Origin of the sequence: Kitasatospora sp. NPDC089913 (genome assembly GCF_044748625.1) — a bacterium.
Taxonomy (GTDB): Bacteria; Actinomycetota; Actinomycetes; order Streptomycetales; family Streptomycetaceae; genus Kitasatospora.
On record NZ_JBIVGI010000019.1, the window covers coordinates 142,803 to 165,460 of the forward strand.

A 22,658-nucleotide genomic window follows, 5' to 3' on the forward strand; every position below is an offset into this window, starting at 1 on the left:
GCGGCCGACGGGCACCGGTGGCGCGGGGCGCGGCGGCTACCAGCGGTACCACCGGCCCCGGCTGCCGGTGGAGGTGGTGCCCCGGGCGAGGAAGCCGAGCAGCCAGACGGCGAGCACGACCACGCCGATCCACCACAGGACCTTCACGGCGAAGCCGAGCCCGAAGAGGAGGAGGACTAGCAGCAGGACCAGGATCAGACCGAGCACGGTACGGACTCCTCACGCTGTGGGAATGGTTCACGACCCGGGTGCCCCGGTTCCGCCGGGTCATGCACCGTCCTGCCGGATCACCTGCATGACCTGGATCACCCGGCTTCACCGGCCGGCCCGCTTCCCGGGCCCGGATCGCCTCGGCCGTTGAGCCCGGTCGTTCCGGGGCACACGGCTTCCGACCGGGAAGGCGTCCGGCGGGCGCGGAAGCGTCCGCCGAGCCCGTGGCGGCCCCCTCCAGGACCGCCCCCGGCGCCCGTGGCGCACGAGGCGCCGCTGTCAAGGCGTACGAACGGGCCGGTGCCGGGCTTTCCGGTTCCGGCAGCGGCTGGGGTAGCCTCCCAGGCGGTACGTGCCCGTGTTGTCGGTCGGCCTCCGTGCCCCGGCGCCGGGCTGGGCTCTAGAGAGGCGACGTTCGATGGCTGGCTCAGCAACGCCCAACGGTTCGCGCGGGAGCGCGAATCCTTCCGCCACCCAGGTCGGCGTGCCGGAACTGCGGCTCCTGCTCGCCGGTCTGACGGCGGTGCGCGACGGCGACTTCGGGACCAGGCTGCCGGACGACGCGGACGGCCTGCTCGGCGAGATCGCGACCGTGTTCAACGGCATGGTCGACCAGTTGTCCCGCTTCACGTCCGAAGTGACCCGGGTGGCCCGGGAGGTGGGCACCGAGGGGCGGCTCGGCGGTCAGGCGCAGGTGCCCGCCGTCTCCGGGACATGGGCCGACCTCACCGACTCGGTCAACGCGATGGCCGGCAACCTCACCACCCAGGTCCGGGACATCGCCCAGGTCGCCACCGCCGTCGCGAAGGGCGACCTCTCGCAGAAGATCACCGTCGACGCGCGCGGCGAGATCCTCGAACTCAAGAACACCGTCAACACCATGGTCGACCAGCTGGGCAGCTTCGCGGGCGAGGTGACCCGGGTCGCCCGCGAGGTCGGCACCGAGGGCATCCTCGGCGGCCAGGCCGATGTGAAGGGCGTCTCCGGGACGTGGCGCGACCTCACCGACTCGGTGAACTTCATGGCCGGCAACCTGACCGGCCAGGTCCGGGCGATCGCCCAGGTCGCCACCGCGGTGGCCGACGGCGACCTCTCGCAGAAGATCACCGTCGACGCGCGCGGCGAGATCCTCGAGCTCAAGAACACCATCAACACCATGGTCGACCAGCTGAGCTCGTTCGCGGGCGAGGTCACCCGGGTGGCGCGGGAGGTCGGCACCGAGGGGCGGCTCGGCGGACAGGCCGACGTCCGCGACGTCTCCGGCACCTGGCGCGACCTCACCGAGTCCGTCAACGTGATGGCCGACAACCTGACCGCACAGGTCCGGTCCATCGCCTCGGTGACCACCGCGGTCGCCCAGGGCGATCTGACGCAGAAGATCCGGGTGGACGCGCGCGGCGAGATCCTGGAGCTGAAGGAGACCATCAACACGATGGTCGACCAGCTGTCCGCGTTCGCGGACGAGGTGACCCGGGTGGCGCGGGACGTCGGCACCGAGGGCAACCTCGGCGGCCAGGCCACCGTCCGGGGCGTGTCCGGCACCTGGAAGGACCTCACCGACAACGTCAACGTGATGGCCTCCAACCTCACCGGCCAGGTCCGGTCGATGTCCGACGTGGCGACCGCGGTGGCCCGCGGCGACCTCTCGCGGAAGATCACCGTCGAGGCCAAGGGCGAGGTCGCGGCGCTGGCCGACGCGATCAACACGATGGTGGACACCCTGTCGGTGTTCGCCGACGAGGTCACCCGGGTCGCCCGCGAGGTCGGCACCGAGGGGACGCTCGGCGGGCAGGCCCGGGTCCCGAACGTCGCCGGGACGTGGAAGGACCTGACCGACAACGTCAACTTCATGGCGCACAACCTGACCAGCCAGGTCCGCAACATCGCCCAGGTCACCACCGCCGTCGCCAACGGCGACCTCACCCGCAAGATCGACGTCGACGCGCGCGGCGAGATCCTCGAGCTCAAGACCACGATCAACACCATGGTCGACCAGCTGAGCTCGTTCGCCGCCGAGGTGACCCGGGTGGCGCGCGAGGTCGGCAGCGAGGGGCGGCTCGGCGGCCAGGCCGAGGTGGAGGGCGTGTCCGGCACCTGGAAGCGCCTGACCGAGAACGTCAACGAGCTCGCCGGCAACCTCACCCGCCAGGTCCGCGCCATCGCCGAGGTCACCAACGCCGTCACCGCCGGCGACCTCACCCGCTCGATCACCGTCGACGCCTCCGGCGAGGTCGCCGACCTCAAGGACAACATCAACTTCATGGTCGAGTCGCTGCGCGAGACCACCCGCGCCAACGAGGACCAGGACTGGCTCAAGACCAACCTCGCCCGCTTCTCGGCCCTGATGCAGGGCCGGCGGGACCTGGGCGTCGTCGCCGAGTCCATCATGGACGAGCTCACCCCGCTGGTCTCCGCGCAGTGCGGCGCCTTCTACCTCGCCGAGGAGACCGACAGCGGGACGGTGCTGCGCCTGGTCGCCTCCTACGCCTTCCCCGGTGACTCGTCCCGGCCCGGCCCGTTCCGGCTCGGCGAGTCCTTCGTCGGCCAGTCCGCCCGCAGTCGCCGCGCCATCGTGGTCGACCAGCTGCCGCCCGGCTACCTGTCCGCCACCTCCGGTCTGGGCCGCACCGACGCGCTGGCCCTGATGGTGCTGCCGATCATCGTCGAGGACCAGGTCCTCGGTGTGATCGAGCTCGCGGCCGTCCAGCCGTTCACCGCGGTGCACCGGGACTTCCTCGGCCAGCTGATGGAGACCATCGGCGTCAACGTCAACACCATCGTCGCCAACGCCCGCACCGACGAGCTGCTCGGCGAGTCCCAGCGGCTCACCGCCGAACTCCAGGCCCGCTCCGAGGAGTTGCAGGCCCGCCAGGAGGAACTGCAGGTCTCCAACGCCGAGCTGGAGGAGAAGGCGGAGCTGCTGGAGGCGCAGAAGAGCGACATCGAGGCGAAGAACCTGGAGATCGAGCAGGCCCGCCAGGAACTCGAGGACCGGGCCCACCAGTTGTCCGTCGCCTCGAAGTACAAGTCGGAGTTCCTGGCCAACATGAGCCACGAACTGCGCACCCCGCTCAACAGCCTGCTCATCCTCGCCCAGTTGCTCGCCCAGAACCCCACCCGGAACCTCACCGCCAAGCAGGTCGAGTACGCGGGCATCATCCACTCCGCCGGCTCCGACCTGCTCCAGCTCATCAACGACATCCTCGACCTCTCCAAGGTCGAGGCCGGCAAGATGGACCTCAACATCGAGACCGTGCCGCTGGCCACCCTGGTCGAGTACGTCGAGGTGACGTTCCGCCCGATGACCGGCCAGAAGAGCCTGGCCTTCACCGTGCGCAGCGGCGACGGCGTGCCCGGGGAGCTGCGCACCGACGACTACCGGCTGCGCCAGGTGCTGCGCAACCTGCTCTCGAACGCCGTCAAGTTCACCACGCAGGGCGGAGTCGACCTGCGCATCGAGCCCGCCGCCGAGGCGGAGCTCCCCGACGGCGTGCGCCGGGACGGCCCGGTGGTCGCCTTCCGGGTGACCGACACCGGCATCGGCATCGCCCCGCAGCACCTGGAGACGGTGTTCGGCGCCTTCCAGCAGGCCGACGGCACCACCAGCCGCAAGTACGGCGGCACCGGGCTGGGCCTGTCGATCAGCCGCGAGATCGCCTACCTGCTCGGCGGCGCGATCACCGTCGAGAGCACCCTCGGCCAGGGCAGCACCTTCACCCTCTACCTGCCCACCACCCGGCCCGACCTGTCCGAGCCCGCCACGGCGACCGCCACGGCGGTCGAGCCCGTCGGCGCTCCGCCGCGCGCCGACGGCCCCGCGGTGCCGCTGCCGGCCCGCCGCCTGCTGGTCGTCGAGGCCCGCGCCAACGGGCTGCTCGGCCTCGTCGCCGAGAACGCCCTCGCCGGCCTGCCCCGCACCGACGGCCGCGAGGTGGAGATCGTCACCGCCGTCGGCATCCACGAGGCCGCCGCCACGCTGGCCGACGGGCCCTGCCACTGCCTGGTCCTCGACCTCGACCTGGCCGACGGCGCCGCGCTCGCGCTGCTGCGGGACATGGACGGCGACCCGGCCCTGCAGTCCGTCCCCGTGCTCGCCCACCGCAGCCGTGTCGTCGCCACCGACGACGACCTGCTCACCCGGGGGGCGGCCCGGCCGCTGGAGATCCTCTCCAGCCTCGACGAGCTGCGCGAACGGGTCGCCCTGCACATGACCGCCGAGCGGCCCGAGGACATCCGCCCGCGCACGGCCCGGACCGCACCGGCCTGGGACCCCGACGCCGACCCGAGCCTCGCGGGCCGAACCGCGCTGGTCGTGGACGACGACGACCGCAACCTCTACGCGATCACCGGGATCCTCGAACTGCACGGGATGAACGTGCTGCAGGCCGAGAACGGGCGCGCCGCGCTGGACGCCCTGGCCACCCACGCCGCGATCGACGTCATCCTGATGGACGTCATGATGCCCGAGATGGACGGCTACACCGCCACCGCCGCGATCCGCGCGATGCCCGAGCACGAGCGGCTGCCCATCATCGCCGTCACCGCCAAGGCCATGCTCGGCGACCGGGAGAAGAGCCTCGCCGCCGGAGCCAGCGACTACATCACCAAACCGGTCGACGCCGCCGACCTGATCGGCCGGATCAGGGACCAGCTGACCGCCCGGGCACTGAACCCCGGACAGAGCTGACCCGCACCCGATCCGCCAGGAGGCCGCAGTGCAGCAACCCCACGACCCGCCCGTGCAGCAACCCCACGACCCGTCCGCGGGCCGGCCCCACGATCCGGGAGCGCAGCAACCCGACGACCCGGGGATGCGGCAATTTCACGCCCCGGGGGCGCGCCGGCCCCACGACCCGCCCGCGGACCGCGGGGCCCCCGGGGCGGGGCCCTTGCCCCGCGCCGGAACCCCCACGGTCGGACCGCAGCGCGACCACGCGGACGCCGGGCCCGCCGACGCCCGCCCGGCCGCCGCTGCCGTCACCGCCGTCACCCGCCTCGCCGCCACGGTGGAGAACCTCCGCGCGGAGCTCGCCCGGGCCCGGGCCGACGCCGCCGGCCGCTCCCTGGTGGAGATGGCCGCCGGCGTCCTGGTCGAACGGCTGCGGTGCGGCCCGACGGAGGCGGCCGGCCAGCTCACCGCGCTCGCCGAACAGGCCGGTGTGCCCGTGCTGGAGCTCGCCGCCGAACTGGTCAACGAGGTCGCGGCCGACCGGATCTCCGCCATCGCGCGCGAGTTCGTCACCTCCTCCGTGGACCGCGGCTCCGGGGAGCGTGCCTCCGGGGGCCGTACCTCCGGGGACCCTTCCTCGGCGGAGGGTTCCTCGGCGGAGCGTCCGTCGGTGGGCCGTTCCGAGGAGGCCGCGGTGCGCCTGCGCGCCGCCGAGGCGCACAGCCTGGCCGCCGGTGACAGCGAGTCGGTGGCCCGCTCGATGCTCGCGACCGCGCTGCGCCCGCTGGGCGCCGTCGCCGTCGCGATCTGGGCCGCCCACCCCGACCAGTCGCTGACCCTGGAAGGCAGCGCGGGCTTCGGCGAGGCCGAGGCCCGCCGCTGGCGCTACGTCCCGCCCGGCGTGTCCACCCCGGCCCGGCGGGCGCTCGACGAACGGGAAACGGTCGTCCACCCCACCCTCGTGCACGCGGCACTGCCGACCATCGGCCAGCACGAGTACACCGGCGGGCGCATCGCGGTTCCCGCCGGGACCGGCGGACGGCTGATCGGCGTGCTGGAGATCTGCTGGCCCGCCGACCTGCCTCCGCGGTCCCAGTCGCTCCAGCGCCAGTTCGAGGCGCTGGCGGAACTCTGCGCCACCACCCTGGAGACCTGGACCGATTCCGCCGGTTCCAAGCGCACCGACCACGAGTTCGACGACCTCCAGCGGCTCACCGACGGCGTCCTCGACCCCTGCCTGATCCTCCGGCTCGCACCCGGCCGCGCCGAACTGCCCCTGGAGTTCGCGGTCCGGCACGTCAACCCCGCGTTCGTCGACTTCGCCGGCCGGCCGAACAGCGCGGTCGCCGGCGCGCGCCTGCTGGAGGCCTATCCGCTGGCCGCCGAGGCCGGGGGCCTGGCCGAGAAGGTCGAGCACGTCTTCGCGACCGGCGAGCCGTTCCGCGCCACGGACATGCGCCTGGCCGCCACCGTCGACGGCATCCCGCTGCTCGCCCGGGCCCAGGTCAGCATCAGCCGGCACGGCCGGCACATCGTGGTGATCTGGCGGCTCGACGACGGCACGCCGAGGGTGGCCCGGCTCCTCCAGCACGCGCAGCGCCTGGGACGGATCGGCGGCTTCGAGGAGAACGTCCAGACCGGCCAGATCGCCTGGAACGAGACCCTGTTCGAGCTGCACGGCCTGCCTCCCAGCGCCCGGCCGATCGCCCTGGACCGGCTCGCCGAGCACGCGCATCCCGACGACCGCCCGGCGATCGGCCGGTTCCTGCGCACCCTGCTGCACCACCGGCGGCCGGCCGCCACCGCCTTCCGGCTCCAGCGCTCCGACGGCGTGGCCCGCCACATCCGCGTCGTCGCCGAGCCGGTGCACGACGAGAACGCGGCGCTCACCACCGTGCGCGGCGCCTACCAGGACGTCTCCGCGCAGCACTGGACCGAGGTCGCCCTCGCCGCCACCCGCGACCAGCTGGCGCACAGCGAGCAGCAGGCCGCCGAACGCAGCCGCCTCGCCCTCCAGCTGCAGCACGCCATCATGCCGCCCGCCCGCGGACCGCTCACCCTGCACGACCTCCAGGTCGCCGTGCGCTACCGGCCCGCGGAGAAGGACCACCTGGTCGGCGGGGACTGGTACGACACGCTCGCCCTGCCGTCCGGCGAGATCCTGCTGTGCGTCGGCGACGTCGCCGGGCACGGCATCGAGGCCGCGACCGGCATGGTCGCCCTGCGCAACGCCCTGCGCGGCCTGGCCGCCACCGGCGCCGGTCCGGCCCAGTTGCTGACCTGGCTCAACAGCGTCACCCACCACCTCACCGACAACGTGACGGCCACCGCCGTCTGCGCGCTGTACCACCCCGGGACGCGGCGGCTGCGCTGGGCCCGGGCCGGTCACCTGCCGCCGGTGCTGCTGCGCGCGGGCCGGGCCCGGGCGCTGCCGCAGCCGGGCGGGATCCTGCTCGGCGCGCTCGACCACGCCGACTACGAGGAGTCGCACCTCGACCTCGAGGCCGGCGACACGCTGGTGATGTTCACCGACGGTCTCATCGAACGCCGCGACGAGTCCGTCCAGGCCTCGCTGGACAGCCTGATGTCGCTGAGCGAGAAGACGTCCCATGCCGAGGACGGCACCCCCGACTCGCTGGCGAGCCACCTGGACCACCTGCTGCGCTACAGCAGCGCGGACACCGACGACGACACCTGTCTGGTCGGCATCGCGGTCGACCGGGCGACCGGCGCGCCGGAGGAGTGAGCTTCCGGGGTCGACCCGCACAATCCCAACCGTTCCTTCACGAAGCATTCACATGGGAACCAGGCATGCCCTCCGCAGGAGCGGGTAGCGGGGGGACGGACCGCACCACCGAGGGAAAGGACCGGCATGGCCACGACCAGTGACGACATCCTCCTTGCCACGCCCGAGCACCTGACCGGCCCGGCACTTGCCGCCGCACCCGGGCGGGGGGCCGCCGCCGCGCACGGACGGACGGCCACCCCCGTACCCGGGCCGGGGACCGCCGCCGTACCCGCCCCGACGCGGCCGGCCCTCCCGGAGCTGGCCGACGTCGAGGACCCCCGGGAGGTCGCACCGGCCGACGCCCGGGAACTCACCCGGGTGCTCCTGGCGCGGCTCGCGACCCTGGAGGAGGGCACCCGCGAGTACTCCTACGTGCGCTCCACCCTGGTCGAGGTGAACCTCTCGCTGGTCCGGTTCGTGATCCGCCGCTTCGGCTCGCACCGCGAGAGCACGGACGACCTGCTCCAGGTCGGCTCGGTCGGCCTGATCAAGGCGATCGACCGCTTCGACCCCGACCACGGCGTGGAGTTCACCACCTTCGCCGTCCCCACCATCCTGGGCGAGATACGCCGCCACTTCCGCGACACCACCTGGGCCGTCCACGTGCCGCGGCGGCTGCAGGAACTGCGCATCACCCTCGCCAGGGCCCAGGAGAAGCTCTCCCAGCGCCTCGACCGGGCCCCGACCGTCGCCGAACTCGCCGAGCACCTGTCGCTGTCGCAGGAGGAGGTCGTCGAGGGCCTCACCGCCGCCAACGCGCACAGCACCGACTCCATCGACCTGGTCGGCGGCCGCGACGACGAGGGCACCGGCCCGCTCGCGGACCGCCTCGGCGAGCACGACCGACGGCTCGACCTGGTCGAGGACCTGGTGTCCCTCGAACCGCTGGTGGCCGCGCTGCCCGAACGCGATCGCCTGATCCTGTCCATGCGGTTCACCCAGGACATGACGCAGTCCCAGATCGGCGCACAGCTCGGCCTGTCCCAGATGCACGTGTCACGCCTGCTCAGCCGCACGCTCCAGCAGCTGCGCCGCGGCCTCGACGGCGGCTGAGCGGGCCGCAGCACCCGGCCGCCGGACACCACCCGTGCCCGGCGGCCGCCGTTTCGGCCTGACCGCCCGTACGCGTAAGGTCGTGAGGAGATCCGTGGAGGGGACGACCATGCCAACCCAGAACGACCCAGCGGCCGCCCAGGGGGCGGCCGCCACCGCGACCGGTACCACCGCCCGGCCGCAACCGGTCGACGACCGTACCGCCGTGTGCGTCCTCGTGGGCGACCTCGACATCGAGACCCTCCCCCCGGCCGAGCAGGCCCTCGACGAGGCGCTCCGGACCGGTCCGCGGATCCTCGTGGTCGACCTCGGACAGGTCGGCTTCTGCGACTCCTCGGGCCTCAACCTGCTGCTCAAGGCCAGAATGAGCGCCACCGCGGCGGGCGCCGAGCTGCGCCTCGCGGCCGCCTCCCCCACCGTGCTGCGGCTGCTGGAACTCACCGGTGCCGACACGGTGTTCCAGCTCCACCCGACGGTCGGTGACGCGCTCGCCGTACCCCGGTGAACGCGCGTGACGGCCGGGTGGCGTTGGCACGTCCGGGGCACCCGTGCATGAACCGGAGCCGGGCGGGAAGCAGACCGGCGAAGAGCGCCGAACCGAAGGGGCACCCGTTCATGAACACTCGCCGGGAGACCCTGGACGAGAAGCGCACCGACACGGTCGGGTCCGTCGGGTCGGTACTGCCGGCCGGCGGGCACCAGCGCCGCCGGATGCCCTTCGCAGGGCAGCCCAAACCCGTCGCGCGGGCCAGGGAGTTCACCCTCGCCGCGCTCACCGACTGGGCGTGGCCCGACGCCGGTGACGTCGTGCTGCTGGTCGCCGAGCTCACCGCGAACGCCGTGCTCCACACCGACGGCCCGCTCGAACTCGTCCTCGACCTCTCCCCCGCGCGGCTGCGGATCGAGGTCAGCGACACGTCCCCGGCCCTGCCCGCACCGCGTCGCCCGCACGTGCCCGGCCTGCCCGGCGGGCACGGCCTGTACATCGTGCAGCAGGCTTCCGACCGGTGGGGCGCGGTGCCGCACGAGCGGGGCAAGAGCGTCTGGGCCGAGATCGACGCGGGGCCCCTGGCCGTACGGCTCTGACCCCGCGGTTCCGTTCCTCGGCCACCACCACGAGCTCGTCCTGCCGATCCCGGTCCACTGATCCGGGCATGCCCTTGCCGCGGCCGGGCAGACGCGCGGACGACCCCCGACGGAGGTGGCACTGTGACGAGCACCGCCGTACCCGCGGCCGGGCACCGGCTGGCGGCGGCAGGCCGACGCGTGTGGCGGCAGGGCCGCGAGATCGAGCTGATGCAGCGCTCGCTGGCCTTCGCGGCCCTCTTCTTCGTCACCCTGGTCCCGCTGCTCATGGTGATCGCGGCGGCCTCCCCCGCCCGGGGCGACGGCATCGCCCAGTGGATCACCGACGGTCTCGGGCTCACGGCCCGAGGCAGCCGGTCCGTCGGCGCGCTGTTCGGCTCGCGCGGGCAGATCCTCAGCACCACCACCGGTCTCGGCCTCGCCGCGCTGGCCGTGTTCGGCGTCTCCCTCACCGGCGCGATGCAGTCCGCCTACGAGCGGATCTGGGGTCTTCCGGCGGGGCCGTGGCACGGCGTGTGGCGGCAGGCCGTGGCCCTGGCCGCCGTGACCGCCTACCTGGTACTCGCGGCCTGGAGCGGCGTGCCCGGGCACGGCACCGACGCGCAGCCCGCCCTGCGCATCGCCACCACCGTGATCGGCGGCGTCCTGCTGTTCTGGTGGCTGCCGCGCCTGCTGCTCGGTCCCCGGGCGCCGTGGCGCAGTCTGCTGCCCGGGGCGGTCACCACGATGGCGGCCCTGGCCGGGCTGCGGCTGTTCTCCCGGCTGGTCTTCGCGCCGCTGCTGGTGTCCAACGCCGTCTCCTACGGCACCGTCGGCACGGTCCTGGTCGTGCAGGCATGGCTGATCGGGGTCGGGTTCACCGTCTACGGCGGGAGCGTGGTCGGCCGGGCGCTGCAACGGCCCGCCGCCGGCGAGCGCCCGGACGGCGCACCGACCGCCGGCGCACCGGGGAGCCCCGTCGAGGGGGCCGGGCCGACGTCACCGCGGCACCGTCGGCCCGGCTGACGCGCGGTACCGGTCGGCGGTCACGGGTTTCGGCGACTGCCGGTTTCGGCGATTGCCCGTTTCGGTGATTCGTGGGTTTCGGCGATTCGTGGGTTTCGGCGACTCCGGGTTTCGACGATGGTGGGTTTCGGGTCCATTGCCCAGGGATCAACCGGTTTGCATCTCCGGATCGGGGATATCCGGGGAGCATGGAAGATCCCGGACCGACCACCCGCGCCGCGCCGTCGACCGCTCCGGGTCGACCGGGCCTGAACCCGTACCCGTCGCCCGTCCCCCCGTCACCGACCGACAGGAGATCCGCGCCCATGGGCACCGTCCCCGTCCCGCCGGACCCCGACCTCGTCCCGATGCCCACGCCCGTCCCGCCGGCGCCGCCGGAGCCGGGCAGGCCGCCCGTGACACCCGACCCGCCGCCCCCGCCCGGCCGGCCCGTCCCGCCGGAGCCGCCGGCCCCGGAGCCCGACCCGGACCCCGACGGCGGCCGGTCGGACCGCGCCCGGCACGGCCTCGCCGAGCCCCCGGACTGAGCAGGTGTCCCGGGGCGGGGCGGGGGCGGGGCGGAGTCAGGGCTGAGGCAGGGAGCACGCGCGATCGGCGGAGGCAGGGAGCACGGGCGGTCAGAGCCGCTCCTCCATCCGGACAGCCGCCTTCAGGTCCTCGTGCGCCTGACCGCACTCGCCCTCCTGCTGTTCGAGCAGCGCCCGCGCGATCGCGTCCAGCTTGCGCTGGATCGCGTGCTCCGCCCGCCGTTCGGCGTTCTTCAGCATCGCCAGCAGCAACAGGGCCACCGCCGCCATCGAGTCGCCCACCAGGATCTGCCACTCGGCCGACAACCCCGCCAGGTGCACCGCGACGAACAAGGTCACCAGGCCCACGCAGAACACCGCGAACACCGGGGAACCGGTGAAGTTCGACGCCAGTTCGGCCAACCGCTCGAACCGCCCGCGCTCGCCGTCGGGTCCCTTGCGCGCCGGGTGCTGGAATGTCATGGCGTCGCTCCTCTCCGTCCGCGCCCGCCCGGCACGACGTCCCACTGTTGCGGGCGACGGGGCCGCGGTCGGCCGATCCGCGAGCCGCGAGTGGCCCGCCGCGCACGTTCCGGGGGCGTGCGGACGGCTCCGGCCACCGCCACGACGGCTCCCGGTCCGTCCCAGCAGCGGGTGCCCCGTTCACGCGCGGACAGTCACCGAGGCTGTCGCCCGCCGCCCGCCGCCGCCCGATGGACGTGGTCGCGGGAGGCCGCGGCCTCCGCCCGGAGGGCCGGGAGGTCGACGTCCAGCAGGCGCCCGGCCCACTTCCGGACGCGTCCCGCGATCAGAACCGTGTCGATGTTGCGCGCGTCCGCGCCGAGGACGACGGTGCCGATCGGATCGTTCAGGGGGAGGTTGTTGATCTCGTCGGCGGTGATCATCAGCAGATCGGCCTGCTTGCCCGGGGTGAGCGTGCCGGTCGTCGCACCGAGACCGACGGTGGCGGCGCCCTGGCGGGTGGCGAAGTCCAGGACGTCGGCGGTGGTGATGCGCTCCGGCGGCCCGCCCGCCGCAGGTACGGCCGGGACGGCGCCCACCGCCCGGGCACCGTGGACGGCATGGACGGCGCGCATCCGCTGGATCGCGTGCAGCGCCCTCATCTGGGTGAACATGTCACTCGCAAGCGCCACTTCGACGTCGATGCTCAGGCCGGGCCGGACGCCCGCCGCCAGTGCCTCGTCCACCGCCGGGACGGCGTCCTCCAGTCCGATCTGGGCCTCGGAGGTCGGGGCGAGCGACACCCGGGTGCCGCTCGCCCCGATCGCCCGCCACGCCTCACCGGTCAGCCCGGTGGCGTGGATCAGGGTCAGCCGTTCGCCGAGCAGGCCCTCGCGCTCCCAGTCGAGCACAGCCGCCGAGGAGGCCTCGCCGAACACCGCGTCCACGCTGACGCCGATGCCCAGTTCGGCGGCGACCCGGGCCAGCCCGGGCCCGAAGGCCAGGTCGGGTCCGGCGATCTCCGCCGTCGCGAGGGCCGCCAGCCGGAAGGTCACCAGCCCGCCGCCGAAGCGGTCGGCCAGTCGGCCCAGGTCGGCCGGCCACTGCCGGTCCCAGTCCCCGAAGTGCGGCCCCATCGCCGCGTGGATCCCGCGGATCCCGGTGTCCAGCAGCGCCTGCACGGCCGCGTCGGAGTGGGCGGCCGTCCGGGAGTTGTGCGAGAAGTCGAGCATCGTGGTGATGCCCGCGTCCACGGCACCGAGGGCGGCGAGTCTGGTCCCCACGTACATGTCCTCGGGGCGGTAGACGGGCGCGTACCGGGCCAGCGTGGTGCCCACGTAGCCCGCCAGGTCGTCGACGTCGGGGACGGTCCGGCGCAGCTGGCCCTGCCAGGCGTGGCGGTGGGTGTCGACGAACCCGGGGACCAGGATCGTGCCGGTGGCGTCGACCACCACCGTGTCCGCGGCGTCGCCGCGGGTCCGCAGGTCGGGGCCGACGGCGGCGACCGTGCTGCCGGCCACCAGCAGGTCACCCGTGGCCAGGGTGCCGAGGGCGGGGTCCATGGTGACGACGGTGGCACCGGTGAACAGGATGCGCCGCCCGGGGTCGCGGTCGGTGCGGCGCAACAGGTCGAGCAGGGCGGGCCGGGCGGTGTCGGTGGGACGGTGCAGGTCATTGCTCATGCCCTCCACGCTGGCAGCGGGTCGCCGCCGCCTCCAGGCCGCAGTGTTCCTGGGTGCGGCCCACCCCCGCTCAGGGCTTCGCACCGCCCCGGCCGCCCCGTAGCCTCGACCGCATGCACACCGACGGACCAGCGCAGCCGCTCGAACACCCCGACGGACGGCGGGACGGCGGCCCCCGGGACGACCGGCCCCGGAACGACCGGCCCCGGGACGGCGGCGCGCAGGGTGCGGGGCGGGCCGGGCAGCACGACAACCCCCTCGGCGAGTACCTGCGGGCCCGCCGGGAACACCTCACGCCGGACCGGGTCGGCATCCCCCGCGTCGGCCACCGGCGCGTACCCGGACTGCGCCGCGAAGAGGTCGCCGTGCTGGCCGGGGTGAGCACCGACTACTACACCCGGCTGGAACAGGGCCGCGAACGCACCCCCTCCGCCCAGTTGCTGAACGCGGTGGCCCGGGCCCTCCGCCTGGACGAGCACGCCGCCGCGCACCTGCTCCGGCTCGCCGCCCCGCGCCCGGCCCACCGGCCGCGCCACCGGGCCCCCGGGCGGCCCTCGCCCGCGCTGCGGCACCTCCTGGACAGCCTGGACACCCCCGCCCTGGTCGTCGGGCCGGCCCTCGACGTCCTCGCCCTCAACCCGCCGGCGGCCGCGCTGTACACGGCCTTCGCCCCGGTGGACAACCTGGTCCGGATGACCTTCCTCGACCCGGCCGCCCGCACCTTCCACCGCGACTGGGACCGGGCCGCCCACGACGCCGTCGCCGCCCTGCGCTCCGCCGCGGGCCGTGACCGCGAGGACCGCCGCCTCATCGAACTCGTCGGCGAACTCTCCTTGAAGAGCCCGGAGTTCGGCCGGCTGTGGGCCCGACACGAGGTGCACGGAAAGACCGGCGGGAGCAAGCTGCTGCACCATCCCCGGATCGGCGACCTCGACCTGCACTACGAGACGCTGACGGTCAACAGCGCCCCGGACCAGCAGCTCGTGGTCTACCAGGCCGCACCGGGGAGCCCCTCCGCCGAGGGCCTGCTGCTGCTCCGCGCGCTCACTCCCTGACGGCCCCCGACGGGCCCCGACGGGCCTCGTGACGGGCCCGCCTCGTGACGCGCTCCGAAGGTGGCCCCGGACATGGGGCCCCGGACATGGGCCTCCGGCGGGAAGCCGGTCCGGCGGAGTCGCCCCGCCCCGCCGCCGGCGCCCCCTCCGCAGCGGATGCAGGCGGTACGGGGGTGGGCGCATGCTGAAGGGGAGCGGTGGATCGAGCCGGCGAGGTGGTCGTCGTGAGCTGGAGGAGCGGGGGCCGGTTACGGTGGGCGGCGGCGGTGCCGTTCGCGCTGGTGGGGCTGTTCGGGACTCCGGTCGGGGCCGGGGCCACGACCGGGGCGCGCGCACCGGTCGAGCGGGTCGTGGAGCCCGCCGAGGAGGGTGTGCTCGTCCCCTCCTACGAGGCGGGTCTGACACCCGACGACGAGAACATGCAGGCCTTCCTCTCGCAGAACGCGGTCCTCGAGGACATCGCGGCCTACGCCTCGGAACGGGTCGTGCTGCCCCGGGACATCCCGCTGCACGCCGCCAGTTGCGGGGAGGCCAACGCGTTCTGGGACCCGCAGGCCCGGGACATCACCTTCTGCTACGAGTACCTCGAGGCGCTCGCGCCCCTGCTCGCCGAGCAGCAGACCGAGGGAACCGCCCAGGAACGCTCGGCGCAGCTCGACCAGGACCTCGTCGGCGTGACCAACGAGGCAGTCCTCCACGAACTCGGCCACGCGCTGGTGAGCCTGTACGACCTGCCGGTCGTGGGCAAGGAGGAGGACGCGGCGGACCAGCTGTCCGCCCTGCTGCTCGCCTCCGGCGACGAGCGCCACGTCGGATACGCGCTGAGCACCATCACGGCCTACGCCGCGCTGGCGGACGCGGCCGCGAAGGGTGAGGAGCCGCTGAAGGCCTACGCGGACGAGCACTCGCTGAATGCCCAGCGCTACTTCAACTGGGTGTGCTGGCTCTACGGCTCGGACCCCGACCGGTACGCCCCGGTCGTCCAGACCGAGCGCAACCCCGACGGCGTCCTGCCGCAAGACCGGGCGGACCGGTGCCCGGGCGAGTTCCGGCAGATGGAGAAGTCCTGGAGCCCGACCCTGAAGCCTTATCTCAAGACCTAGAACACGGGGCCTGAAACACGGGGCCTGGGACGCGGGACCTGGAACACGGGGCCTGGGACGCGGGACCGGGCCCGCCCGGTGACGGTCGGCCTCCGTGACCGGTTCCGTGGTGGTCTCCGCAGTGCTCTCCGTGGTCACTACGGATGTGTCCCCGCGGCGGACGCGAGAAGCTGTGGTCCGTGGCCGACACCGGCCGCGCCGACCGCACCGACCGACCGTCAAGGAGCACCCCGTGAAGTTCCGCACCCTCGTCGAACCGCCCGAGCCCATGCGGGGACTGGAGGTCCCGCCCGAGGTGGTGGCGGCACTCGGCGGCGGCGCGCGGCCGCCGGTGACGATCACCGTCAACGGGCATTCCTGGCGGAGCCGCGTCGCCATCCTGCGCGGGCGCCACCTGCTCGGCCTCAGCAATGCCAACCGGCAGGCCGCCGAGGTCGAGATCGGCGAGGAGGTCGAGGTCGACGTCCAGCTCGACACCGAACCCCGCGTCGTCGACGAACCCGCGGACTTCGCCCGGGCCCTGGACGCCGACCCGGCCGCGCGCGCCGCGTACGACCGCCTCTCGTTCAACCGGAAGCGCGAGCACGTGCGCGCCGTCGAGAGCGCGAAGAAGCCGGAGACGCGGCAGCGGCGCATCGAGCAGGCCGTCGCCTCGCTGCGCGGGTGATCCGCCGGGCCGGGCCGACACCACTCCGGCCCGGCCCGGGGCTGTCCGCACGGCCTCGGTCAGTCCTGCGCCAGGTCCGGGTAGTAGCCGCGCTGGTACGTCGACAGATCGTGGACCGCCAACTGGCCAGCCCCCCGGCAGATCGGGCAGACCCTCCTCGTGGCGCATTCCCCGCACCGCTTCCTGCGGTCGGACCCGTCGGACGTGCGCGGAACCCAGCCTCGGCCGCCGCACCCCGGGCAGCGCCCCAGGCCGTCGCACTCGTAACACAGCACATAGCCGGGTGTGACGGTCCCCGGCGTCCGCTCCGGCTCCGGCTCCGGGCTCCCGGCCGGCTGCGACGGGCGCAGCACCAGAGCCGGTGTCCACCCCCGGAACACCACGGCGGGTGTGTCGTCGCTCGTCAGGACCCGGACGGTGCTGCCGTCCCGGTGGGCGGCGACCACCGTCCACAGCCGCCCGTCGTCGTCCTCCTCCGACACCGCGACCTCCCAGCCCGCCGCGCGAAGCAGATCGACCGCACGGGAGGCCGTCCCGGCAGCGGTGCTCCTCGCCGGACGATCACCCTGGTACATCGCCGAACAGTGGTAGCGCGACGGATCCCTCTCGTCGGCGACCTTCGGCTCGCCGACGGACAACCGGCGCAGGTGCACACGGACGGTCAGTCCGGTGATCAGTACGACCATCTGGTCACGCAGCGACCGGCCCAGCCGGTCGAGTTCCTCGCGTGCTGCCCCCGACGTCCCGTCCATGTCGCCCCCTTGTCCCGGAACGTAACACAGCGCCCGCCCTCCCGGCCGGGCCCGGTCCCGGCCGTTACCCGCCGCCCCGGCCGAACCCGCCCGCGTTCCTTGCTTGTCACTGGTCGGTGGCACGCTGCGTGCATGAGTACCGAACGACATGCCGTCCTCGCAGCCCCCGGGCCTGCCTGGGTGCCATCCATGGGTGGTCCACTGGTCGTCGTCCCGGTGTCCGCGCTGCGGTACTGGAGCGGGAGCACCGAGGACGGCAGGATCGTCGGCGACGGCAGCCGACCCGACGACTACGACCGGGCCTGCGAGGTCGACGACCTCGCCGGGGTGATCGGCCTGCGCGGCCACGACAGCGCCTGCGCACTGGTGCTGGGCGACGAGCCGGCCGGCACCTGCTTCCTGCCCGGACCGAGGGCTTTCGTGCACCGGCTCGCCGCCGACTCCGACGCCGAACCGATCGCCGCCGCCGAGGCCGCGCTGAGTGACCCGGCGACGGCGTGGGAGGAGTGCGGTATCTGGGAGACGGACGGTCCGGCGGTCCTCATGGACGCGGCCGAGGCCGGCAAGGACCTCGACGTCCCCTACCCCGACGGCAGGGGCCGGCCGGACCAGGCCACCGTTCCGCTGTCCGCAGGGCGGTGGAGAGTCCGCGCGTTCCAGAGGACCGGCGACTCCCCCTGGGTCGGTGTCGTCCAACTCCTCCCGGCGGCCGGCGGCCGCTCGACAACGACTCCTTGACGGTGGTGTCCGGTTCCTGCGGCCGTTCGGGTTCCGGTGGGCGGTTCCCGGTCGCGTCGTGCGCCGGTCGGGGGCCGTCGGCGCGTCCGCGGGGGCAGGCTGCTTCCGTCGCCGGGTCAGCACGGGTCCGGCACGATCGGAAGCCGGAAGGACGAGCATGACGAGCATCCGGGGGCGCGTCGCCGCCCTGTTGGGCGCCGTGGCAGTGGTCGCCGGGAGCACGCTGACCGCGCCTTCGGCCGGGTTGGCCGCCGCGGCCGCGCTGCCCGGCGGCGGTGCGGGCGGGGGCGGGATCACCGGGCAGGCACCCTGCCCACAGGCCCCCCGGTTCCTCTGCGGGACCCTCACCGTCCCGTTCGACCACAGCGGCGCCATGCCCGGCACCCTCGGCCTCCGGGTGGCCGTGACCGGCAACAGCGCGGCACCCAGGGGCGACCTGCTGTTCCTCACCGGCGGCCCCGGCCAACCCGGCGTCCCGATGATCGAGCGGATGGCGGCCAGGCTGGAACCCGTCCTCGAGGACTACCGTCTGGTGATGTTCGACCAGCGCGGCACCGGCCAGGGAGCGCTGCAGTGCCCGGGCCTCCAGGAGGACATGGGGTCCTCCGACCTCGCCGTCCCGCGCCGGCAGTCCGTCGCCGACTGCGCCGCCGCCCTCGGCCCGGACGCCCGCCACTACAGCACGGCGGACACCGTCGCCGACATCGACCTGCTCCGCCGCGCCCTCGGCGCCAGGCGCCTGACCCTGGACGGTGTCTCCTACGGCAGCTTCGTCGCCGAACGGTACGCGCTCGCGCACCCGGCGCGGGTGGCGAGGCTGGTGCTCGACTCGGTGGTGCCGCAGCAGGGCTTCGACCCGCTCGACCTGGCCGCACTGCCCGCCACCGCCCGGGTACTGCGGGCCGCCTGCCGGGCCACCGGCTGCACCACCGACCCGGCCGCCGACCTCGCCGCCACCGTCCGGCGCTACGACAACGGGGCACGGCTCCTCGGAGCCCTCACCGGCTACGAGTTCGTCGACCCGGACTACGGCGGGGTCCCGGAGATCCTGCACGAGGCCGCCGCCGGGCGACCCGAAAAGCTCCAGGAGTTCTTCGAGTTCGTCCACCAGCAGGTCGATACCGCCCCGGCCGGGGAACTCAGCCAGGGACTGCACGCCGCAGCCCTGTGCGCCGATTCCCGCTTCCCCTGGGGCACCACCGACACCCCCGTCGCGGGCCGCCCGGCGGCACTGGAACACACCCGGCGACGGCTGACGGCCGAGCAGACCTGGCCGTACGACGCCGCGACCGCCACCGGGCTCGGCAGCATGCTGGTCTGCCTGCACTGGCCGCGCCAGCAGGTGCCGCCGGCGCCGCCGCAGCACCAGCGCCTGCCGGACGTGCCGGTCCTGCTGCTCGGCGGCGACCGGGACCTCTCCACGCCGTACGAATTGCTCTACGAGCAGGCCGAACTGACGCACCGTCCACAGATCGTGATCGTCCCGGGCGCGGCGCACTCGGTCCAGAACCGGGCCGAGAACCCGGCCGGCCGACAGGCCGTCCACGACTTCCTGCTGCGGTAACCGGAACCGCCGGGGGACGCCACCCACCGGCCGCGTCAGGTGGCGGGATCCGGCGGCCGGATCCGTAGGTGCGCCGGGCGGACCGGCGCTACCGGAGCGTGACCTGGACGCCGGCCTCGGCGAGGACGCCGAGGACGGCGGCGAACAGGTCGCGGCTCCGGCCGTCGGCTCCGAGGGTGTGGGACAGGTGTGTACGGGCAATGTCGGCATCCCGCCAGATCAGGGTCGCGGGAGCAGTGCAACCGTAGTTCCCGCGCAGGCAGTCGACGAGACCGTCCAGGCACCCGCCGAAGTACCCGCCCGGTCCGTTCACCGCCTCGCCGAGGGCCAGGAAGAGGCCGGGCCGGTCGGTGATGTGGCGGCCGTCGAGTTCGTAGGTACGACCGGCCGACCGATCGCGGTGGGTGCGTCGGCAGGCCCGGTCCCGGGCGAGGCCGAGCCAGACGTCACGACGGCAGGTGTCGAGGCGGGCCCATGCCCCGGGAGCGTCCGGCGGTCCGGCGAACCACCGTTCCCAGACGGGCCGGGCGTGGGCGGGGACGGGTGCGCCGAGGCCCCCGTCGAGTTCCAGGTCGATCAGACCCGTCCCGCGGCAGGACGGCTGCCAAGCGGCGATCCTGGCCCTCATCGACAGGTCGGTGAGCAGCTCTCCCCGGTCGTCCCGGATCTCCAGGACGGCGTACTCCAGGTCCCGTGCGGATCGCGTGCCCCGGGCGAGGCGCGCGCGGAGCCCTCCGCCCGGCGCAAGCCCTCTGAGCACCAGCGGGACCGTCGGCTGCCGGGCCGGCAGGACCCGGGTGAACTCGTGGCAGGCCCCCAGCCATCGGCGCCCGTCGTGGAGGCGGACGCGGCCCCGGTGGCCCTCGGGCGGGCCCTCGCGGTCGTCCAGCCCGCTGACCAGCAGGCCACCCGGGCCCAGGTCGTGGTCGAGTGTCCGGGCGTCCTCCAGCAGCCAGGGATCGAGCACCTCGTCGTCCGGCACCAACCACACGCGGCGGCCGGCCCAGCCGCGCGGCCCACTGTCCTCCGGGGCCCAGCCGAACAGCTCGTACGTCCTGTACTGCGGCCGGCCGAACAAACCGTCCGCTTCGGTACAGGTGCCCCAGGGAGGACCCCCGCCGCTCCCGACCAGCGTGAACCGCGCCCGATGTTGCTCTGCCGTCTGCACGGTGCGCATCATGCCCTGTCACCGGCCCCTCGGCGACCTAGTTCCCGGGGCGACCGCGGGGGCGCACGACGACGGGCGCAGCAACCGGGAGCCCGGGCCGGAGTCGACTCCGGCCCGGGCTCCAGCGGTCCCACCTGCCGTTGTCAGTCGCGGCTGGTCACCGGGATACGGGCGAGGACGGCCGCCGCCCGGACCGGGTCGGCGCGGAGCCAGGTGGTCAGGTGCTCCTGGACGGCCTCGGCGACGCAGGTACGGACGGGCGCGTTGCCGAGGCGGTCGCGGACGGCCCCCTCGAACTCGGGGTGGTCGAGCTTGACCGACACGACGGCCGTCAGGCCCGCGCCGAGCCGGGTGGGGCCGAGGTCGGGGTCGGCGGGGGTGAGTCGCTGCTGCTCCCGGGCCCAGGCGGTGAGCGCGGCCGCCAGGCCGTCGCGGAAGCCGAGTTCGTGGGTGCCGCCGGGGGTGGGCCTGCTGTTGGCGTAGCAGGCGACCCGCTCGTCACCGGAGTCGCCCCAGCACAGGGCGACCTCGACGGTCCCCTCCATCCCGGCGCACTCGCGCTCGAAGCCGAGCACGTCCGGGTGGGGCGCGGTGCTGCGCTGCGCGATCCAGTCCCTTGCTCCGCCCGGGAAGCGGAAGCGGTCGGTCCTGGGTGCCCCGGGGTCGCGGTCGTCGGTCAGGGTGATGTCGAAGTCGCGGTTCAGGAAGGCCAGTTCGCGGAAGTGGTCGGCCAGTGTGTCGAACGAGAACGTCAGCGTCTCGAAGATCTCGGCATCGGGCCAGAAGGTGATCACCGTCCCGCTGCCGTCGGCCGGGCCGGTGCGGTCGGGCGCCGCGACCCGCACACCCCGCGCGTACTCCAGCGTCCGGCGGGTGCCGTCGCGCCGTGTCTCCGCCGTCAGGCGGCTCGACAGTGCGTTGACGACCACCAGTCCCACTCCGGGGAATCCGCCCGAGAGCGAACGCCGGCCGTCGCGCGGCACGCCGCCGCCGAGCACCGTCAAGCGGTCCTCCAACGCCCGGCCGCCGCCGCGGCCCGCGTCCCGGACCGGGTGGCCCCCCGCCGTCGTCCGCGACACGGACGCCGCCGTCGCCGGTGAGGGTGATCCCGACCCGGCCGGCGGTGCCGCCGAGAATCTCGTTCAGTGCAGACTCGGCGGCCTCGAACACCAGGTGGTGCAGCCCGCGTTCACCGACCGATCCGATGTACATCCCGGGCCGCTTCCGAACGGCCTCCAGGCCCTCCAGAACGACGATCACGCCGGCGTCGTACGGATTCTGTTCCTCGCTCATGATGCCCCCTCCGAGGTGTCGCACAGTGCTCCCCCAGCCTAGGAGATTTCCAGGAGAACACCAGGTCAGGGCCGTTGGGGCGAGGCCGTGGACGGACGTCTGGCGGGCCGTCCGGAGCGGCCGGTCCGATCGGGTTCGGGCTGCCCCGGCAGGGCGGCCGCGACCCCCCGCAGACCCCTGGAGGCGCCGTTCCGGGCGGCCGCGGAGCCACGAATCCAAGAAGTTTCCGCCCTGCGGTGCGCAGCGGAGCGAGCAGCGCACTCAGCGGTCCCGGCCGCGGTCAGTCGACGCCCTCGACGATGCGGAAGTCGCGCTCGAAGCCGTCGGGGAGGGCCGCCAGTGCTTTCCGGTACGCCTCGCTCTCGTAGGTCGCGGCGGCCTGTTCGAAGCTGTCGAACTCGATCAGAACGACACGGTGGGCGATTCCGGCCTCGTGGGCGACCACGCGAGCACCGCGGGACAGGACGCGCCCGCCCCCGGCCCGGACGGCCGCGCCGGCCAGCTCGTTGTAGGCGGTCAGCTCCTCGAGGTCGGAAATGACGGGGTAGACGCTGACCCAGTAGCCCTTGGGCATGGAAACCTCCGGTGTGGGGACATGTGCGTCCAAGGTAGGGGGCGAGCGTGGACAGCGGCCGCAGGCCGTGGCGGGCGGGCCGGCGTGGTCGAGCCGCGGCCCGGGCCGTCAAGCGGTGGCGGGGGCGGGGCAGCAGGCTTCGGCGACGATGCCGATCCGGAGCGTGCCGGGCGCCCGTGCCTGGACGTGCTCGGCGCCTGACGCCGGCACTCGAACGCGCACGGAGGCGCACGGAGGCACACGCGGCAGCGCCACCTTCCCATGGCGATATCCCGAATTCATT

General features: G+C 74.0%; 19 protein-coding genes. 12 read left to right on the top strand and 7 right to left on the bottom strand.

Annotated elements, in window-relative coordinates; all coding sequences use genetic code 11:
* Positions 1–36: 36 nt before the first annotated feature.
* Positions 37–207 carry a hydrophobic protein gene (locus tag ACIPYS_RS26655; protein WP_400750404.1) on the bottom strand — a complete coding sequence of 57 codons (171 nt, stop codon included), beginning with the start codon at positions 205–207 and terminating at the stop codon, positions 37–39.
* A 421-nt stretch (positions 208–628) separates the two neighbouring features.
* Between ACIPYS_RS26655 and ACIPYS_RS26660 the strand changes: the two genes are divergently transcribed.
* From ACIPYS_RS26660 to ACIPYS_RS26690, 7 genes are all read left to right on the top strand, one after another.
* Positions 629–4,897: a HAMP domain-containing protein gene (locus ACIPYS_RS26660; protein ID WP_400750407.1), complete on the top strand. Its 4,269-nt coding sequence runs from the start codon at positions 629–631 to the stop codon at positions 4,895–4,897.
* Positions 4,898–5,021: 124 nt separating this feature from the next.
* Positions 5,022–7,625 carry a SpoIIE family protein phosphatase gene (locus tag ACIPYS_RS26665; protein WP_400750410.1) on the top strand — a complete coding sequence of 868 codons (2,604 nt, stop codon included), beginning with the start codon at positions 5,022–5,024 and terminating at the stop codon, positions 7,623–7,625.
* 126 nt (positions 7,626–7,751) lie between these two features.
* Positions 7,752–8,720: an RNA polymerase sigma factor SigF gene (locus ACIPYS_RS26670; protein ID WP_400750413.1), complete on the top strand. Its 969-nt coding sequence runs from the start codon at positions 7,752–7,754 to the stop codon at positions 8,718–8,720.
* Positions 8,721–8,829: 109 nt separating this feature from the next.
* Positions 8,830–9,225: an STAS domain-containing protein gene (locus ACIPYS_RS26675; RefSeq protein WP_093864161.1), complete on the top strand. Its 396-nt coding sequence runs from the start codon at positions 8,830–8,832 to the stop codon at positions 9,223–9,225.
* A 110-nt stretch (positions 9,226–9,335) separates the two neighbouring features.
* Positions 9,336–9,806 (top strand): ATP-binding protein, encoded by a 471-nt coding sequence (locus ACIPYS_RS26680; RefSeq protein ID WP_093864160.1) that lies wholly within the window; start codon positions 9,336–9,338, stop codon positions 9,804–9,806.
* A 123-nt stretch (positions 9,807–9,929) separates the two neighbouring features.
* Complete coding sequence (locus tag ACIPYS_RS26685) at positions 9,930–10,811, top strand: ribonuclease BN (protein ID WP_400750418.1); 882 nt, start codon at positions 9,930–9,932, stop codon at positions 10,809–10,811.
* A 305-nt stretch (positions 10,812–11,116) separates the two neighbouring features.
* On the top strand, positions 11,117–11,338 hold the full coding sequence (locus ACIPYS_RS26690) for a hypothetical protein (protein ID WP_400750420.1): 222 nt from the start codon (positions 11,117–11,119) through the stop codon (positions 11,336–11,338).
* A 90-nt stretch (positions 11,339–11,428) separates the two neighbouring features.
* Here ACIPYS_RS26690 and ACIPYS_RS26695 read toward each other — a convergent pair whose 3' ends face one another.
* A complete protein-coding gene (locus ACIPYS_RS26695) occupies positions 11,429–11,800 on the bottom strand; it encodes a low affinity iron permease family protein (RefSeq protein WP_400750423.1) in 372 nt (123 codons plus the stop codon).
* Positions 11,801–11,994: 194 nt separating this feature from the next.
* Entirely contained in the window at positions 11,995–13,461 is a 1,467-nt protein-coding gene (locus ACIPYS_RS26700) for an amidohydrolase family protein (protein ID WP_400750426.1), read from the bottom strand.
* Positions 13,462–13,574: 113 nt separating this feature from the next.
* Between ACIPYS_RS26700 and ACIPYS_RS26705 the strand changes: the two genes are divergently transcribed.
* The 3 genes from ACIPYS_RS26705 (at position 13,575) to ACIPYS_RS26715 (ending at position 16,286) form a co-directional block, all read left to right on the top strand.
* The gene (locus tag ACIPYS_RS26705) at positions 13,575–14,516 is read left to right on the top strand and encodes a helix-turn-helix domain-containing protein (RefSeq protein WP_400750429.1); all 942 of its coding nucleotides are present in this window, start codon (positions 13,575–13,577) and stop codon (positions 14,514–14,516) included.
* Positions 14,517–14,740: 224 nt separating this feature from the next.
* Entirely contained in the window at positions 14,741–15,619 is an 879-nt protein-coding gene (locus ACIPYS_RS26710; protein ID WP_400750432.1) for a DUF4344 domain-containing metallopeptidase, read from the top strand.
* 232 nt (positions 15,620–15,851) lie between these two features.
* Positions 15,852–16,286: a YdeI/OmpD-associated family protein gene (locus ACIPYS_RS26715; protein ID WP_400750434.1), complete on the top strand. Its 435-nt coding sequence runs from the start codon at positions 15,852–15,854 to the stop codon at positions 16,284–16,286.
* Between the two features lie 59 nt (positions 16,287–16,345).
* Here ACIPYS_RS26715 and ACIPYS_RS26720 read toward each other — a convergent pair whose 3' ends face one another.
* Entirely contained in the window at positions 16,346–17,038 is a 693-nt protein-coding gene (locus ACIPYS_RS26720; protein WP_093864155.1) for a hypothetical protein, read from the bottom strand.
* A gap of 189 nt (positions 17,039–17,227) precedes the next feature.
* Between ACIPYS_RS26720 and ACIPYS_RS26725 the strand changes: the two genes are divergently transcribed.
* Entirely contained in the window at positions 17,228–17,776 is a 549-nt protein-coding gene (locus tag ACIPYS_RS26725) for an Imm21 family immunity protein (RefSeq protein WP_400750438.1), read from the top strand.
* Positions 17,777–17,933: 157 nt separating this feature from the next.
* Entirely contained in the window at positions 17,934–19,340 is a 1,407-nt protein-coding gene (locus tag ACIPYS_RS26730; RefSeq protein WP_400750441.1) for an alpha/beta hydrolase, read from the top strand.
* Between the two features lie 88 nt (positions 19,341–19,428).
* Here the strand turns inward: ACIPYS_RS26730 and ACIPYS_RS26735 are convergent, their stop codons facing one another.
* The 3 genes from ACIPYS_RS26735 to ACIPYS_RS26745 form a co-directional block, all read right to left on the bottom strand.
* Entirely contained in the window at positions 19,429–20,520 is a 1,092-nt protein-coding gene (locus ACIPYS_RS26735; protein ID WP_400750444.1) for a barstar family protein, read from the bottom strand.
* Positions 20,521–20,651: 131 nt separating this feature from the next.
* Positions 20,652–21,506 (bottom strand): hypothetical protein, encoded by an 855-nt coding sequence (locus tag ACIPYS_RS26740; protein WP_400750476.1) that lies wholly within the window; start codon positions 21,504–21,506, stop codon positions 20,652–20,654.
* Between the two features lie 575 nt (positions 21,507–22,081).
* A complete protein-coding gene (locus ACIPYS_RS26745) occupies positions 22,082–22,375 on the bottom strand; it encodes a DUF1330 domain-containing protein (RefSeq protein WP_400750447.1) in 294 nt (97 codons plus the stop codon).
* Positions 22,376–22,658 lie beyond the last annotated feature (283 nt).

What these genes read in the sequence shown, in the direction of transcription:
- ACIPYS_RS26745 (WP_400750447.1), bottom strand. Translation starts at nt 22,375, where the DNA reads ATGCCCAAGGGCTACTGGGTCAGCGTCTACCCCGTCATTTCCGACCTC.
- ACIPYS_RS26705 (WP_400750429.1), top strand. Translation starts at nt 13,575, where the DNA reads ATGCACACCGACGGACCAGCGCAGCCGCTCGAACACCCCGACGGACGG.
- ACIPYS_RS26725 (WP_400750438.1), top strand. Translation starts at nt 17,228, where the DNA reads ATGGGTGGTCCACTGGTCGTCGTCCCGGTGTCCGCGCTGCGGTACTGG.
- ACIPYS_RS26720 (WP_093864155.1), bottom strand. Translation starts at nt 17,038, where the DNA reads ATGGACGGGACGTCGGGGGCAGCACGCGAGGAACTCGACCGGCTGGGC.
- ACIPYS_RS26730 (WP_400750441.1), top strand. Translation starts at nt 17,934, where the DNA reads ATGACGAGCATCCGGGGGCGCGTCGCCGCCCTGTTGGGCGCCGTGGCA.
- ACIPYS_RS26690 (WP_400750420.1), top strand. Translation starts at nt 11,117, where the DNA reads ATGGGCACCGTCCCCGTCCCGCCGGACCCCGACCTCGTCCCGATGCCC.
- ACIPYS_RS26665 (WP_400750410.1), top strand. Translation starts at nt 5,022, where the DNA reads ATGCGGCAATTTCACGCCCCGGGGGCGCGCCGGCCCCACGACCCGCCC.
- ACIPYS_RS26680 (WP_093864160.1), top strand. Translation starts at nt 9,336, where the DNA reads ATGAACACTCGCCGGGAGACCCTGGACGAGAAGCGCACCGACACGGTC.
- ACIPYS_RS26675 (WP_093864161.1), top strand. Translation starts at nt 8,830, where the DNA reads ATGCCAACCCAGAACGACCCAGCGGCCGCCCAGGGGGCGGCCGCCACC.
- ACIPYS_RS26700 (WP_400750426.1), bottom strand. Translation starts at nt 13,461, where the DNA reads ATGAGCAATGACCTGCACCGTCCCACCGACACCGCCCGGCCCGCCCTG.
- ACIPYS_RS26735 (WP_400750444.1), bottom strand. Translation starts at nt 20,520, where the DNA reads ATGATGCGCACCGTGCAGACGGCAGAGCAACATCGGGCGCGGTTCACG.
- ACIPYS_RS26660 (WP_400750407.1), top strand. Translation starts at nt 629, where the DNA reads ATGGCTGGCTCAGCAACGCCCAACGGTTCGCGCGGGAGCGCGAATCCT.
- ACIPYS_RS26695 (WP_400750423.1), bottom strand. Translation starts at nt 11,800, where the DNA reads ATGACATTCCAGCACCCGGCGCGCAAGGGACCCGACGGCGAGCGCGGG.
- ACIPYS_RS26670 (WP_400750413.1), top strand. Translation starts at nt 7,752, where the DNA reads ATGGCCACGACCAGTGACGACATCCTCCTTGCCACGCCCGAGCACCTG.